A 15546-nucleotide genomic window follows, 5' to 3' on the forward strand; every position below is an offset into this window, starting at 1 on the left:
GTTTGAGGCTCCTGATTATTTATTGGTATGGCTACTGTTACGGCTTGCAGTTGTTGCGCGGTAAGCTTCAATCAGTTCGATAAAGTGATCAAACAATGGCGCTGCATCATGCGGACCTGGGCTGGCCTCTGGGTGCCCCTGGAAGCTAAATGCGGCTTTATCAGTGCGGTGAATCCCTTGCAGAGAACCATCGAATAAAGAAACATGTGTCGTTCGCAGGTTGGATGGCAATGTGGTTTCATCTACCGCAAAACCGTGGTTCTGTGCGGTGATCATCACGCAATCGGCATCTAAATCTTTCACCGGATGGTTGCCACCGTGGTGACCAAACTTCATTTTTACCGTTTTTGCACCACTGGCCAGCGCCAGTAATTGGTGGCCTAAACAGATGCCGAACACCGGAATGTCGGTTTCCAGAAAACGCTTAATGGCCGCGATAGCATAATCACATGGCTCTGGGTCACCTGGGCCGTTGGATAAGAAAATGCCATCTGGGTTCAGCTTCAGCACCTCTTCTGCCGGTGTCTGTGCCGGAACTACCGTCAGGCGACAGCCTCTATCCACCAGCATGCGCAGAATATTGCGCTTCACGCCGTAGTCGTATGCCACCACATGGAATGGCAAATCTTCTGGTGGCGTTGCCGCAGGTAAGTCACCTTCCAGAGTCCAGCTACCTTGCAACCAGTCATAACGCTCTTTCGTGCTCACTTCTTTTGCCAGATCCATCCCCTTCAGGCCCGGGAATGCTTTCGCCTTTTCTAGTGCTAAAGTGGCATCAGACAAGTCACCCACAATAATGCAGCCGTTTTGTGCCCCTTTCTCACGCAGCAAACGTGTCAGCTTACGCGTATCGATATCAGCAATCGCAACAATGTTGTGGCGCTTGAGATACTCAGCTAAGCCTTCTTCATTACGGTAGTTGCTGGCAATCAAAGGCAGGTCGCGAATAACAAGACCTTGGGCGTGTACTGCGGAGGATTCTTCGTCGGAAGCATTAGTGCCGACATTGCCGATATGAGGATAAGTAAGAGTAACGATCTGGCGGGAGTAGGAAGGATCAGTGAGGATTTCTTGATAACCGGTCATCGACGTATTGAAGACCACTTCCCCCACTGCCGTACCCTCTGCCCCGATGGCCCGACCGTGAAATTGGGTTCCGTCTTCGAGAACCAATAGCGCTGACTTAATCAAAACATCCTCCAAGGAATAAACAGTCACATTATTTGCATATTAATTCATATCTAGCGATCTAAATCAATGCAAAAACCGCCCTCAAAGCTAATTTTTGGCAAATTGGGCGCATTTTAATGATGAGTGACGCTTTTGTCTAGCCAAAGTGCCATTTTTTCTCTGTTTTTTACCGTTCTCATTAAAATGAGTGGATTATAGCGGTAAAAACACATGCTAACTTAACATAGTAAACGGTTGCGAGGTGTAGTGACTGAGAAATATCGTTCCAGAGCAGTAAAAATCAGAACCAATGACCAAGGAAGGGATTAAAAGACAAAAAAATAGACAAAAACATAGATAAATAAAGGTTATATCAATAATTATTGATGAAATAATTATTTATTAAAAAAAATAAAAAAGGACAATAAAATATTGCCCTGTTATCAAACGATTATGATAAAAACAACCACATCACTGGCTGTGCTTTACACCTTTAAAGTTCATTCAAATTCAATACATCACGCATATCAAACAAGCCATTATCCCGCATTGACACCCAAATAGCCGATTTAACCGCACCATTGGCAAAAGTCATACGGCTGGTCGCTTTGTGTGTGATCTCAACGCGCTCGCCAATATCAGCAAACATAGCCGTATGCTCTCCAACAATATCGCCAGCACGCACGGTTGCGAAACCGATAGTGCCGGGTTTGCGTTCGCCGGTATGACCTTCACGGCTATAAACCGCGCAATCTTTCAGTGAACGCCCTAGTGAGTCAGCAATTGCCTCCCCCATCGCCAGCGCGGTACCTGAAGGTGCATCAACTTTATGCCGATGATGTGCCTCGATTATTTCGATATCGGTATAGTCGCCCATCACTTTCGCTGCCTTTTCTAGCAGCTTTAGCACCACATTAACCCCAACACTGAAATTGGCAGCGAACACAATAGCAATGTCCGTTGCCGCAGCCCTGATGGCTTCTTTACCTGCATCATCAAAGCCAGTAGTGCCAATTATCATCGCCTTACCATATTGACGACAAATGGCTAAATGCTCCAGCGTGCCTTCAGGCCGGGTAAAATCGATCAACACATCAAAATGATCAACTACGTCAGATAAATCATCACTTACTGTGATGTTTAACAACCCCGCTCCAGCCAGTTCGCCGGCATCGCTCCCCACTAATGTGGATCCGACACGTTCAACAGCAGCCCCCAGCACCACACCTTCAGTGTGAGTAATTGCCTGGATAAGTTGTCGGCCCATACGGCCACCCGCGCCGACAACAGCGATACGAATTGTTGAATCAGTCATACTTCCTCTCATATTGTGTCATCTACCCTGACTAAGGTTCAGATTAGCCGCCCGCTATGGACTCTGCCAGCCTATTTAATCTGTATTAGAAAAAAATGATATACGCATGCTTTTATCAGTGAAACCACTTAATTCCTTACATACCCGTCATACTTCAAGCTGCATGTGCGTTGACTGCGTTCGTTACTCGGCCCACCCTTGGGCCTCGCCTCGTTAAGGCCGCCACAAGCCGCCTTCCTGCAACTCGAATTATTTAGGGTAAAATACTCGGAAACACTTCATCTGGCATAATGCGGTTATTTCGCATATTCATGCAGTTATGGTGAAATACACCCATAAAAAAGCAGCCACTGAGGGCTGCTTTTTAACGCTGAAGCACGATATCAATCAGTCGATCTGTTTTACATCGACACGTAATTCTTTAGGTACTTCGAAGACGATACTCTCTTCACGGCCACTAAGTTCGATAGACCCACCAGCACCGAGAGCTTGCAAGCGCGCAATAACTTGCTGTACCAGAATATCGGGAGCAGATGCGCCAGCGGTAACACCGATACACGCAGCCCCCTGTAACCATAACTCTTGTATATCGGCCGCTGAATCAATGAGATAAGCAGGCTTACCCATCCGCTGTGCCAACTCAGCCAACCGATTAGAGTTAGAGGAGTTTTTCGAGCCAACCACTAAGACCACATCGGCATCATTAGCCAGATTGCGCACCGCCTCTTGCCGGTTGGTCGTGGCATAGCAGATATCATCTTTGCGTGGACCGACAATCTTCGGGAAACGCTGGAGTAAGGCATCGATAATTGCAGAGGTATCATCAACCGACAAGGTCGTCTGTGTCATAAAACACAGATTGTTCTCATCTTTAACCTGCAAAGCCCATACATCATCAGGTGATTCAACCAGATACATCCCCCCTTTCGGGTTGCTGTATTGCCCCATGGTACCCTCCACTTCCGGGTGACCGGCGTGGCCTATCAAGATGGCTTCTTTACCCTTGCGGCTAGCACGTGCGACTTCCATATGAACTTTGGTCACCAATGGGCAGGTTGCGTCAAACAGCATAGTAAGCTTGCGCTCACGAGCTTCTGCTCGCACAGCCTGCGACACGCCATGGGCCGAGAAAATCAGAATAGAGCCATCTGGCACTTCTGAAATCTCCTCGATAAAGATAGCACCACGTTCACGCAAGCTATCAACCACATAACGGTTGTGTACCACTTCATGGCGCACATAAATTGGCGCGCCATACATTTCGATCGCGCGTTCAACAATACTGATAGCCCGATCAACTCCGGCACAAAAGCCGCGTGGATTAGCCAGCAATATCTGCATGCATTGCCTCCTGTTGCGGGTCAATCTCCAACACTTCAATTTCAAAGCTAATGGAATGCCCTGCCAACGGGTGATTAAAATCAACAGTAATAGACTCTTCCGCCACTTCCCGCACCACACCTGGCATTTCACTGCCATCACGGGAGGTAAATAGCATAATAGTACCGGCATCTGGCACGCCAGTTTGAGCAAAGTCACGCTGGGTGAAGTACTGAATCAAATCAGGGCTTTCCAAACCAAACGCATCTTCAGGTTGTAAAGTGAAAGCATGCTTATCACCTACTTTCAAACCAATTAACTGCTGCTCAAGTGCATCAGAAAGGCTGTCATCACCTAAACGAAACAGCGCAGGTTTACCGTGAATATGTGTTGATTCCGCCGTTGAACCATCTTCCAGTTTCAGAATGAAGTGCACCAATACGGCGCTTTTATCTTGTATAACATGGTCTTGTACAAAATGGTCTTGTACTTGATTAGCTGGTACACGCTCGGACATCTCATTCACCTTTATTCATGGCCGTTTTTTCAGCAGGGCTTAAAAAACCCTCAAAGATAACCAACGCAGCACCGATACAGATAGCGGTATCGGCGATGTTAAAGGTTGGGAAATGCCAGTTATTGACGTGGAAATCGATAAAATCGATCACCGCACCATGCACCATGCGATCAAATAAGTTACCTAATGCCCCACCAATAATCAGAGCATAAGCACAATTGAGCAGGCGTTGTTTGGCAGTAGAGCGATACATCAGCACCATTAATACCACTGAAATACCGATAGCTATGCCCGCAAAGAACCAACGCTGCCAGCCACTTTTATCGGCAAGGAAGCTAAAGGCTGCGCCAAAATTCTGTGCGTAGGTCAGGTTAAAAAACGGGATCACCGGCACTGACTCATACAGGGCAAAGTGGGTCATGACCCACTGTTTGCTGCTGAGATCCAAAATAACCACCAATACCGCCAGCCATAACCAGCGCAATCCGGTCGAACAAATAGGTTTACTCATTAGGCGAACTTACGCTCTTCGCCGTCTCCGGCAACGTTAGTGACACAGCGGCCGCACAATTCAGCATGTTCCGCTACCAAACCGACATCTTGAGTGTAATGCCAGCAACGCGGGCACTTCTCACCATCAGCCTTATTAAAGGTGATTTTCAGCCCGGCAATCAACTCACTTTGCAGCGCATCATCACCCGCATCAGCATAAGGGGCAACTTTCGCAGCTGAGGTCAACAGCACAAAACGCAATTCATCTTGCAAACTGTTCAATCGCGCAGCCAGTTCAGGTTCGGCGAACAAGGTAACTGCCGCCTCCAATGAACCACCGATACGCTTATCACTACGGGCCTGCTCTAACACCTTGTTGACTTCGCCACGGACTTTTAACAGCTCGGCCCAGAAAGTATCGTTCATACTTTCATCACCCGCCAACCCGAACAGACCGTCATACCACTCTTCGGTGAAGACATACTGTGGACGACTGCCTGGCAGTTGGTTCCAGATCTCATCTGCGGTAAAGGACATAATAGGTGCCATCCAGCGCACCAATGCTTCTGCGATATGGAACAACGCAGTCTGGCAACTGCGGCGGGCAACACTGTCGCCTTTCGCGGTGTACTGGCGGTCTTTAATGATATCCAAATAGAAGGATCCCATTTCAACCGAGCAGAACTGCATCAAGCGCTGCACCACCAAGTGGAAATCGTAACTTTCGTACGCTGCCATGATCTCAGCTTGAGCTGCCTGGGCACGGCCGACTGCCCAGCGGTCCACTACTACCATATCTTCCGGTTTCACCTGATGCAGCGCAGGATCAAACCCATTTAGATTCGCCAGCAAGAAGCGCGCAGTGTTACGGATACGGCGATAAGAGTCAGCAGAGCGTTTCAGGATTTCGTCAGAAACCGCGATCTCACCGGTGTAATCGGTTGATGCCACCCACAGACGCAGAATGTCACCACCCAGTTTGTTCATCACATCTTGCGGGCTGATCGTGTTACCGATGGATTTGGACATTTTGCGCCCTTGCCCATCAACGGTAAAACCATGGGTCAGCACTTGGCGATAAGGCGCTTTGCCTTTCATCGCGGTTGCTATCATCAGTGAAGACATAAACCAGCCACGGTGTTGATCAGAACCCTCCAGGTACATATCCGGGCTATGACCACCAAATTCAGGACGCACGTCAACCACCGACGAATGAGTTGAACCGGAGTCAAACCATACGTCCAAGGTGTCTGGCACTTTGGTGTAATCGGCGGCATCAGCACCGAGGATTTCCGCAGGATCCAGATCCCACCATGCCTGAATACCGTCTTGCTCAACGCGTTTGGCGACTTCTTCCATCAGCTCAGTGCTACGTGGATGTAGTGCTTCAGTCTCTTTGTGCACAAACAGGGACATCGGCACGCCCCAAGTACGCTGACGCGAGATACACCAATCAGGGCGGTTTGCCACCATGGTTTCGATACGCGCCTGACCCCAATCGGGGATCCATTGCACGCCTTTAATCTCTTCCAGCGACTGCTTACGCAGGCCTTTCTGATCCATGCTGATAAACCATTGTGGTGTAGCACGGAAGATAATAGGTGTTTTATGACGCCAGCAGCACGGGTAGCTGTGAACCAGTTTTTCAACTTTCAGCAGTGCGCCTTTTTCACGTAGCAGCTCAACAATCACATCGTTGGCTTTAAAGACGAACATGCCGTCCAGAGTAGGATACGTCCCCGCCAAATAACAGCCATTCGGACCAACCGGGTTGGCAACTTCTAAACCGTATTTCTGACCGATAACAAAGTCATCCGGGCCGTGACCAGGTGCTGTGTGAACTGCACCAGTACCGGCATCCAGTGTAACGTGATCACCTAAAATTGCCGGCACATCAAAGCCCATAAACGGATGATTGAAACGCAGCAGTTCCAAATCAGAGCCTTTGCAGCTCCCCAATACCGCCCATTCAGCAATCCCTGCGCGCTTCATGACGCTTTCAACCAGCTCTTCTGCCAGAATCAGGCATTCGCCATTGACCTGGACAAGTTGGTAAATGTATTCAGCATTCAGTGAAATCGCACGGTTAGCGGGCAAGGTCCACGGAGTTGTCGTCCAGATAACCAGTGAAATCGGGCCGTTAATCGCCGAAACATTAAATTTGGCGGCAACAGCCGCTACATCGACGGCATTAAAGCGCACATCGATAGAAGGTGAGGTTTTATCGTAATATTCAACTTCTGCTTCAGCCAGTGACGAACCGCAATCGGTACACCAATGCACTGGCTTCGCGCCTTTGTGCAGGTGGCCGTTATCAATGATTTTGCTTAATGCACGAATGATATTGGCTTCAGTTTTGAAATCCATCGTCAGATAAGGATGGTCCCAATCGCCCAATACTCCCAGGCGGATGAAGTCTTTCTTCTGGCCTTCAACCTGTTCAGCAGCATATTTACGGCAGGCAGCACGGAACTCTGCGGCACTGACTTTCTCGCCCGGCTTACCAATTAACTGTTCAACTTTTAACTCGATCGGCAAACCATGGCAGTCCCACCCTGGAATATAAGGGGAGTCGTAACCCGCCATTCCTTTCGATTTAACAATAATGTCTTTGAGAATTTTGTTAACAGAGTGACCAATGTGAATGTTGCCGTTCGCATAAGGAGGGCCGTCGTGCAAAATAAAGGTTTTTTTACCTTTCTTGGCCGTACGAATAATCCCGTACAGATCCTGCTCATACCAACGTTTCAGCATGTCAGGTTCACGCTTAGCCAGATCGCCGCGCATCGGGAACCCTGTTTCAGGCAAGTTCAGGGTATTCTTGTAGTCACTCATTAGATTCTCGGTTCCGTTTCGGCTAGAAATATTAAACCGGTGTCTTTAGCCCGAAAAATGTTCGGGCCGTCACCACATCATGGGCGATTTGCTGCTTCAGGGCATCGAGCGAAGCAAAACGCTGTTCGTTGCGCAGTTTCGCGCGGAGCACCACGTCAATATGGCACCCATAAAGATCCATAGTTACATCCAGCAGATGAACCTCTAGTTGCTGGCGAACACCAGCAACGGTAGGCCGGGTACCAATATTGGCAACTCCGGGTAATGGCTTTGGACCCAAGCCATACACATCAACCGCATACACTCCTTTCACCGGAGCGACTAAACGTTTTAATGGCAAATTCGCCGTGGGGAAACCAATCGTACGCCCCAGTTCATCACCATGAACCACTCGGCCGGAAATGCTATAGGGGTGGCCAAGCAACGCCTCAGCCAACACCAAATCGTCATTATAAAGTGCCTGACGAATTGCGGTGCTGCTAATGCGTAACCCACCATCACAAAAGCTATCTGTGCTGATAACATCGAAACCAAATTCAGCACCGGCTTGCTGTAACAGTTGAAAATCCCCCTGACGCTCTGCGCCAAAGCGGAAGTCATCACCAACAGTTAAAAACTTAACACCCAACTTCTCTACCAGCAACTGAGCAACAAAAGCTTGCGCAGTATTAGCCGCAAAACGCGGATCAAATTTTACGCACAACAGATAATCAACGCCGGCCTCAGCCAGATATCTGGCTTTATCCCGCAGGCGCGTTAGCCTTGCTGGTGCTTTGTCCGCTGCAAACAATTCCAGTGGTTGCGGTTCAAATATCATAACCATTACGGGCAAACCCAAGCGCTGACCTTCACACTTTAGCTGCTCCAATAAGGCCTGATGTCCACGATGGACACCATCAAAGTTACCGATAGTTAGCACGCAACCATGGTGGCGTGCCCGGATATTATGTATACCGCGAATTAGCTCCATAGCTGGCTCAAAACAGTGGAAATCGCCGGATTATACCTTGTACAGCCGTTAAGGTTAACCCGCGATTGGCACCTTTAACCGAAAGTCATACCATTTTGCCAATATTGTGCAGGTAAAATCCCTTTTACTGACTTTATCCTGTAGAATGCGCACGGAGTTTGAATACAGAAGCAGGCTGAGATTTTTACAAGAACCACCGTCGAATCCCTTCAAGGCAGTGAACTGTGGATTTTTCTTTCGAAAGACTGTATTCCGCAGCGCGAAGCTGGTAAAATCCCGCTCCATCACAACGTAGCAAGTGCCGCCCGTACAAACGGCGCTTATTTGCACAAATCCATTGACAAACGAAGGCTGAAAGGGCATATTCCTTGGCCTTTGAATTGTCCTCAATAGAATATATTTGGGAGTTGGACCTTGGCTAATATCAAATCAGCTAAGAAACGCGCCGTACAGTCTGAGAAACGCCGCAAGCATAACGCTAGCCGTCGCTCAATGGTGCGTACCTTCATTAAGAAGGTGTATGCGGCAATCGCAGCTGGCGATAAAGACACAGCGCAAAAAGCATTTAATGAAATGCAACCAATCGTGGATCGTCAGTCCTGTAAAGGTCTGATCCACAAAAACAAAGCAGCACGTCATAAGTCTAACTTAGTCGCGCAAATCAACGCAATGCAGTAATTGCATTACGTCGACTGCTTAGTAAAAAGACCGGCCCAGGCCGGTTTTTTTATATCTATTTTTTGAATTGCTTATAATTTAGCCTATTCACGGCAAGACCCATTTATAGCCTATAGACTTCAAAACGCAGAAAGTCAGCCATCAAATGACAAATTGGTATAAGCCCGATGTAACAGCATTTATGTCAGCCCCTAGGGTGGCACTCATTAATCCCGATAAGCTGACATATTTATCAACGAGTGCAATCAACACAGCTGTAGTTTGCAAGGTAACGTGGCTATTTAGCCACTAAAGAGCGCGGAAAAATCTTTGTTACATACCCGCTGCACTGCCGGATGTTGGATCATACGCTCGGCAAAAATCACATAATATTCTTCCTGCACACTGTCTAAGCGGCCAATTTCGACTATCTGGTCATCTTTAGCGTAGGTATCAGCAGCGTACATTGTCGGTGCAACAAAAATAGCATTGTTATAAATAGCGAAAGCATTCATCAGGGCCGCGTCATCAAACTCACCCAAAATCTCTACCTGTAGCCCTTTACTGTTAATCCAGTTCAGCAATTTGCGCCCAAGCATGGAACGACGGCCCGGTATCAACAAACGCTTTTGCTGCAAACAAGCAGGGAAAGGTAAATCAGGGATGGGCTGACGACAATAAAAACTCACACTGCATTCGCCCAGTTTGACAGAGAACAACCCTTCTTGTTGGCTGGAGTCAACCGGACAATCGGACAGAATCATATCCAGTTTGTGCTGACTCAACTGCTCCAGCAGCATTTCGTGGGTCGATTCAAAACAGCGCAGATGAATCTTTTCGTTCTCAACGACAGCCGTTTCCAGAACCTGGCTCACCAAACGCTTGGATAATGCATCGGCAACACCAACATCGAAAAGTAGATTAGATTCTTTGCGATAATTAACGATATCCAGCATTTCATGGCTAAGCATGAACATTTTATCCGCATAACGAAAGACCAACTGCCCCAACTCTGATGGCACCAAGCCTCGCCCTTGTCGCTTAAATAACTTCCCCCCCAGACGCTCTTCCAACGCTTTAATTTGCCCGGTAATTGTTTGTGGCGTCAGGAATAATGCTTCTGCTGCACCGACGACTGAACCTTCTTTACAGACCTGCCAAAAGTAATAAAGATGATTGAAATTGATATGTGACATTCGCATGTTGTTATCCCCTTAACATATCGGCGAGCCAGATATACCCGTCCTACTTCAAGTTGCATGTGCATTGGCAGCGTTCAAAATGGTTTACAACCAATCTGCCTTTCACTTGCCGGCTTCCTGCAACTCGAATTATTTAGGGTGTATATAACCTCATGCACGACTAAACGTTCCCTGTTCTGACGGTAAGCCTAGAAATCCATCAGGTAGAACACCAGTACCTTTATGAGCGGCACTGGTCATTCAAATATTAATCAGCGAGTTATTTTTCTTGTTGCTGGCAAGGCCATACGCAACAAGCTATAACCCACAATGGCTGCGGTGGTAGAGCCTAATAATATGCCCAACTTAGAATAGGTAAGCAAAGCGAGATCGGCGCCATCAAATGCCAGCGACGCGATAAATATCGACATAGTAAAACCGATACCGCATAGCACCGACACCGCAAAAATCTGCTTAAAGTTTATCGCATCAGGTAGTTTAGCCACCCCTAACTTAACCGCGAGCCAACTAAAGAGGAAAATCCCCAGTGGCTTACCAATAAACAGACCGCTCGCAATCCCCAGAGGCAATAGCGATGTCAATCCAGCGAGTGAAACGCCTTGCAGTGAAACCCCCGCATTGGCAAACGCAAACAGTGGCAAGATCAAATAAGCAACCCATGGGTGCAAACCATGTTCGAGCGATTCTGACGGTGAACGCTTATCTTTAGTGTGCAGCGGTATCATAAAGCCGACAATGACCCCGGCTAAGGTCGCATGCACACCTGATTTGAGGATGCAGACCCACAATACCAATCCCACCAGTAGATAGGCAGAGGTTTTCCCTACCCCACGCCAATTCATGTAAGCCAGTAGCGCAATAGCCGCAGCAGCTATGCCTAAGGCTTGCAGTGAAACCTCGTGGGTATAGAACAACGCAATAATGATGATGACACCCAAGTCATCAATAATGGCCAGTGCCAGTAAAAAGACTTTAAGACTGGTTGGAACCCGATTTCCCAACAGAGCCATCACCCCTAACGCAAAGGCGATATCAGTAGCCGCAGGAATTGCCCAGCCCTGGCGGGTAACCTCATCAGCACCGTTAAATAATAGATAAATCAAAGCCGGTGCCAGCATACCACCTAATGCTGCTATGGCCGGAAAAACCGCTTTATCGCGGCCAGCTAACGAACCTTCCATCAGTTCGCGCTTAACCTCCAACCCAATCATCAGGAAGAATATCGCCATTAAACCGTCATTAATCCACAGTAATAGTGGCTTGCTGATATCCAGCGAGGCTATCTTTACCGATACCGGTACATCAAGAAATGATTGGTAAATGCTAAATAGGGGGCTGTTAGCCATAAATAAGGCGACGGTGGCAGCTAAAATTAGAATCAGCCCACCTGCGGCCTCTTGGCGTAAAAATTGACGGATCATGTTTGTCACAATGAATAACTCCTTACATCGGACAGTGAGCCTGTGCTCGGCGAATCAATGCATCAATTTTAAGATAGTCTTCAACTCGAAAAAAGTCGTTTTTATGGCATCAAATGATCGAAAAAACCGAGCTATTAATGATTTACTTCACATATATATTTAGTTGGCGATGAAAAAAATCCCCGACGTTAATCGAGGATTTTTCGTTTTCTTGCACGTTCTTAGCCGATTAACAACTCATTGGTCAGCGAGTCAAATCGTCAAAGAATTTCTTAACGCCATCTAAGAAGCTTTTAGATCGGGGACTATTTTTCTCACCCGCAGCACCGACGAAACTCTCTTCCAGTTCGCGCAGTAGCTGTTTCTGTTTTTCGCTCAGATGGACTGGTGTCTCAACCACAACACGACATAACAGGTCACCCTGACTTCCGCCACGCACAGATTTAACACCCTTGCCACGCATGCGGAACAGCTTGCCGGTTTGGGTCTCTGCTGGGACTTTCAGCTTAACCCGGCCATCCAGCGTTGGGACTTCAATCTCGCCGCCTAAGGCTGCCATAGCAAAGTTAATTGGCACTTCACAATACAGGTTATTGCCTTCACGTTCGAAGATTGGGTGCGCTTTAACTTGCACCTGAACATATAAATCACCTGCTGGCGCGCCATGTTCACCCGCTTCACCTTCGCCACTTAAGCGAATGCGGTCACCGGTATCAACACCGGCGGGGATCTTAACCGACAGTGTTTTGGATTTTTCAACACGGCCATGCCCATGGCACTTGTTGCAAGGATCTTTAATGATTTGACCATTACCCTGACAAGTAGGACATGCCTGCTGGACGGTAAAGAACCCTTGGCGCATATGTACCTGACCTGCACCACGGCAAGTCGAACAAGTGACAGGTGAACTCCCCGGCTTAGCGCCACTACCGTGGCAAACATCACACTCATTCAGCGTTGGGATGCGAATTTCTTTAGTCACGCCGCGTACGGCTTCTTCCAGTGTCAGATCCATGTTGTAGCGTAGATCGGAACCACGGGAAGCACGCTGACGGCGGCCACCACCAAAGATATCACCGAAAACATCACCAAAAATGTCGCTAAAATCAGCACCACCGCCACCACCAAAACCGCCGCCGCCCATGCCACCTTGTTCAAAGGCTGCATGACCATATTGATCATATGCTGCACGTTTTTGTGGGTCAGTCAGAATTTCGTAAGCTTCTTTAACTTCTTTAAAATTTTCACCGGTATCGTTCTCGTCCTGATTACGGTCCGGGTGATACTTTACTGCCAGGCGTTTATAGGCCTTTTTGATTTCACGTTCATCGGCGCCCTTACTGACGCCTAAAACCTCGTAATAATCTCTCTTCGCCATTCTCTTTTTTTCCTACCCTTAACATGCGTGCACGGGCGTAGAGTTTCCTCGACGCCCGTGCTGGTTTCCAGCAACAGTAAGGCCTACCACTGCTGTGCCCGCTTAAGGGCGATTATTTTTTGTCTTTTACTTCTTCGAATTCGGCGTCTACCACGTCGTCTTCTTTCTTGGCACTGGTGTCACCAGCATCGCCGCCTGCGGCTGCTTGCTGCTGCTGAGCCATTTCTAGCAATTTGCCAGAAACCTGCACCAGAGCCTGAGTTTTCGCTTCAATTTCAGCTTTGTCTTCGCCTTTCAGAGCAGCTTCCAGCGCTTTCAAAGCATCTTCGATCGCAGTTTTGTCTTCTGCTGGCAGTTTGTCGCCGGCTTCTTCCAACTGTTTACGGGTGCCGTGAATCAGATGGTCAGCCTGGTTGCGAGTCTGAACCAGTTCTTCAAACTTACGGTCTGCTTCTGCGTTAGCTTCTGCATCACGTACCATTTTCTGGATCTCTTCCTCGTTCAAACCAGAAGATGCCTTGATGGTTATCTTCTGCTCACGACCGGTATTCTTGTCTTTAGCAGACACATGCAGAATACCATCGGCGTCGATATCGAAAGTCACTTCGATTTGCGCCATACCGCGAGGAGCAGACTGGATACCGTCCAAATTGAACTGACCCAGAGACTTGTTATCCTGAGCACGTTTACGCTCCCCCTGAAGCACATGGATGGTTACCGCAGACTGGTTGTCTTCTGCAGTAGAGAACACCTGGCTGTGCTTAGTTGGGATAGTGGTGTTTTTAGTGATAAGTGGGGTCATCACACCACCCATGGTTTCAATACCCAGTGACAGTGGGGTAACGTCCAATAACAGAACGTCTTTCACTTCACCAGACAGAACACCACCCTGCACTGCCGCACCAATGGCTACAGCTTCATCTGGGTTAACGTCTTTGCGTGGTTCTTTACCGAAGAAATCAGCAACTTTCTTCTGAACCATTGGCATACGAGTCTGACCACCAACCAAGATAACGTCCTGGATATCGGAAACAGACAGGCCAGCATCTTGTAAAGCCACTTTCAGTGGTTCAATAGAACGATTAACCAAATCTTCTACCAGTGACTCCAATTTAGCGCGGGTCACTTTGATGTTCATGTGTTTTGGACCGCTGCCATCAGCCGTGATATACGGCAGGTTAACGTCGGTCTGTTGAGCTGAAGACAGCTCGATTTTTGCTTTTTCAGCGGCTTCTTTCAGGCGCTGCATTGCCAGTGGATCGGTACGCAGATCCATACCCTGGTCTTTCTTGAATTCGTCAACCAGATAGTTGATCAGACGGCTATCAAAGTCTTCACCACCCAAGTGAGTATCACCATTGGTTGCCAGAACTTCGAAGGTTTTTTCACCGTCAACTTCGTCGATTTCGATGATAGAGATATCGAAAGTACCACCACCGAGGTCATAAACCGCGATAGTACGGTTGCCGACTTCTTTGTCCAAACCGTAGGCCAGTGCCGCTGCGGTTGGTTCGTTGATGATACGTTTTACTTCCAGACCGGCGATACGGCCAGCATCTTTCGTTGCCTGACGCTGAGCATCGTTGAAGTAAGCCGGTACAGTGATAACCGCTTCAGTTACTGGTTCACCCAGAAAATCTTCCGCTGTTTTCTTCATTTTCTTCAGAACTTCAGCAGAAATCTGTGGTGGTGCAACTTTCTGGCCTTTTACTTCAACCCAAGCATCACCATTGTCGGCTGCCACGATTTTGTACGGCATGATATCTTTATCACGCTGCGCTTCTTCATCCTGGAAACGACGGCCAATCAAACGTTTGATGGCAAACAGTGTGTTTTGTGGGTTAGTAATAGCCTGACGTTTAGCCGGTTGACCAACCAGAATCTCACCATCTTGGGTATAAGCGATGATAGAAGGCGTAGTACGGTCGCCTTCGCTGTTTTCCAGCACACGAGCTTTAGTGCCATCCATAATTGCTACACAAGAGTTGGTAGTACCCAAGTCGATACCAATAATTTTACCCATCTAAAACGCCTCCACTAAAAAGTCATATTCGGTCAAGTTACTAATCTATATGTGGGCGGATTGTTTGTTTTCAACTGCCCGTATTTTGTTAATCAATGTTTTCATGCCCAATATTTTACTGATGCATGTGTCCGCTGATCCACGATTAGTCCCTGCGGTTGGGAATAAGATGGGGCCACGAAACGCAGCATCAAGGGGGGAGATGAAAAAAAATTACTTTTTATCACCCTCGAGATCATTGTTTCC

Annotated in this window: 12 protein-coding genes and 1 pseudogene; 1 reads left to right on the top strand and 12 read right to left on the bottom strand. The window is 47.9% G+C overall.

Annotated elements, in window-relative coordinates; all coding sequences use genetic code 11:
* Positions 1-15: 15 nt before the first annotated feature.
* The 8 genes and pseudogenes from A6J66_013220 to A6J66_013255 form a co-directional block, all read right to left on the bottom strand.
* Positions 16-1191, bottom strand: coding sequence for a carbamoyl-phosphate synthase small subunit (locus A6J66_013220; GenBank protein ID PNM25062.1), 1176 nt, complete (start codon positions 1189-1191; stop codon positions 16-18).
* Positions 1192-1663: 472 nt separating this feature from the next.
* Positions 1664-2485 (bottom strand): 4-hydroxy-tetrahydrodipicolinate reductase, encoded by an 822-nt coding sequence (locus tag A6J66_013225; protein PNM25063.1) that lies wholly within the window; start codon positions 2483-2485, stop codon positions 1664-1666.
* Positions 2486-2872: 387 nt separating this feature from the next.
* On the bottom strand, positions 2873-3826 hold the full coding sequence (locus A6J66_013230) for a 4-hydroxy-3-methylbut-2-enyl diphosphate reductase (protein ID PNM25064.1): 954 nt from the start codon (positions 3824-3826) through the stop codon (positions 2873-2875).
* A complete protein-coding gene (locus A6J66_013235; protein PNM27006.1) occupies positions 3807-4265 on the bottom strand; it encodes a peptidylprolyl isomerase in 459 nt (152 codons plus the stop codon). Before A6J66_013235 ends, A6J66_013230 begins: the two co-directional genes overlap by 20 nt.
* A 58-nt stretch (positions 4266-4323) precedes the next feature.
* Complete coding sequence (gene lspA / locus A6J66_013240; protein PNM25065.1) at positions 4324-4833, bottom strand: lipoprotein signal peptidase; 510 nt, start codon at positions 4831-4833, stop codon at positions 4324-4326.
* Positions 4833-7649, bottom strand: coding sequence for an isoleucine--tRNA ligase (locus A6J66_013245; protein PNM25066.1), 2817 nt, complete (start codon positions 7647-7649; stop codon positions 4833-4835). The genes lspA and A6J66_013245 overlap by 1 nt, the downstream gene beginning before the upstream one ends.
* Before the next feature lie 31 nt (positions 7650-7680).
* Entirely contained in the window at positions 7681-8619 is a 939-nt protein-coding gene (locus tag A6J66_013250) for a bifunctional riboflavin kinase/FAD synthetase (protein ID PNM25067.1), read from the bottom strand.
* A 74-nt stretch (positions 8620-8693) separates the two neighbouring features.
* A pseudogene (locus A6J66_013255) lies at positions 8694-8982 on the bottom strand (hypothetical protein).
* A gap of 51 nt (positions 8983-9033) precedes the next feature.
* Here A6J66_013255 and A6J66_013260 point away from each other — a divergent pair.
* Positions 9034-9297: a 30S ribosomal protein S20 gene (locus tag A6J66_013260; GenBank protein PNM25068.1), complete on the top strand. Its 264-nt coding sequence runs from the start codon at positions 9034-9036 to the stop codon at positions 9295-9297.
* A 281-nt stretch (positions 9298-9578) separates the two neighbouring features.
* On the opposite strand, the gene A6J66_013265 is transcribed toward A6J66_013260, so the two are convergent.
* The 4 genes from A6J66_013265 to A6J66_013280 all read right to left on the bottom strand — a co-directional run bounded on the left by A6J66_013265 (position 9579) and on the right by A6J66_013280 (position 15300).
* On the bottom strand, positions 9579-10478 hold the full coding sequence (locus A6J66_013265; protein PNM25069.1) for a transcriptional activator NhaR: 900 nt from the start codon (positions 10476-10478) through the stop codon (positions 9579-9581).
* 251 nt (positions 10479-10729) lie between these two features.
* Positions 10730-11908: a Na+/H+ antiporter NhaA gene (gene nhaA / locus A6J66_013270; protein ID PNM25070.1), complete on the bottom strand. Its 1179-nt coding sequence runs from the start codon at positions 11906-11908 to the stop codon at positions 10730-10732.
* Between the two features lie 235 nt (positions 11909-12143).
* Positions 12144-13277, bottom strand: a complete 1134-nt coding sequence (gene dnaJ / locus A6J66_013275; GenBank protein PNM25071.1) for a molecular chaperone DnaJ — start codon at positions 13275-13277, stop codon at positions 12144-12146.
* 112 nt (positions 13278-13389) lie between these two features.
* Positions 13390-15300, bottom strand: a complete 1911-nt coding sequence (locus A6J66_013280) for a molecular chaperone DnaK (GenBank protein ID PNM25072.1) — start codon at positions 15298-15300, stop codon at positions 13390-13392.
* Between the last annotated feature and the right edge of the window lie 246 nt (positions 15301-15546).

The organism is Yersinia enterocolitica, from assembly GCA_002082245.2.
Classification (GTDB): domain Bacteria; phylum Pseudomonadota; class Gammaproteobacteria; order Enterobacterales; family Enterobacteriaceae; genus Yersinia; species Yersinia enterocolitica_E.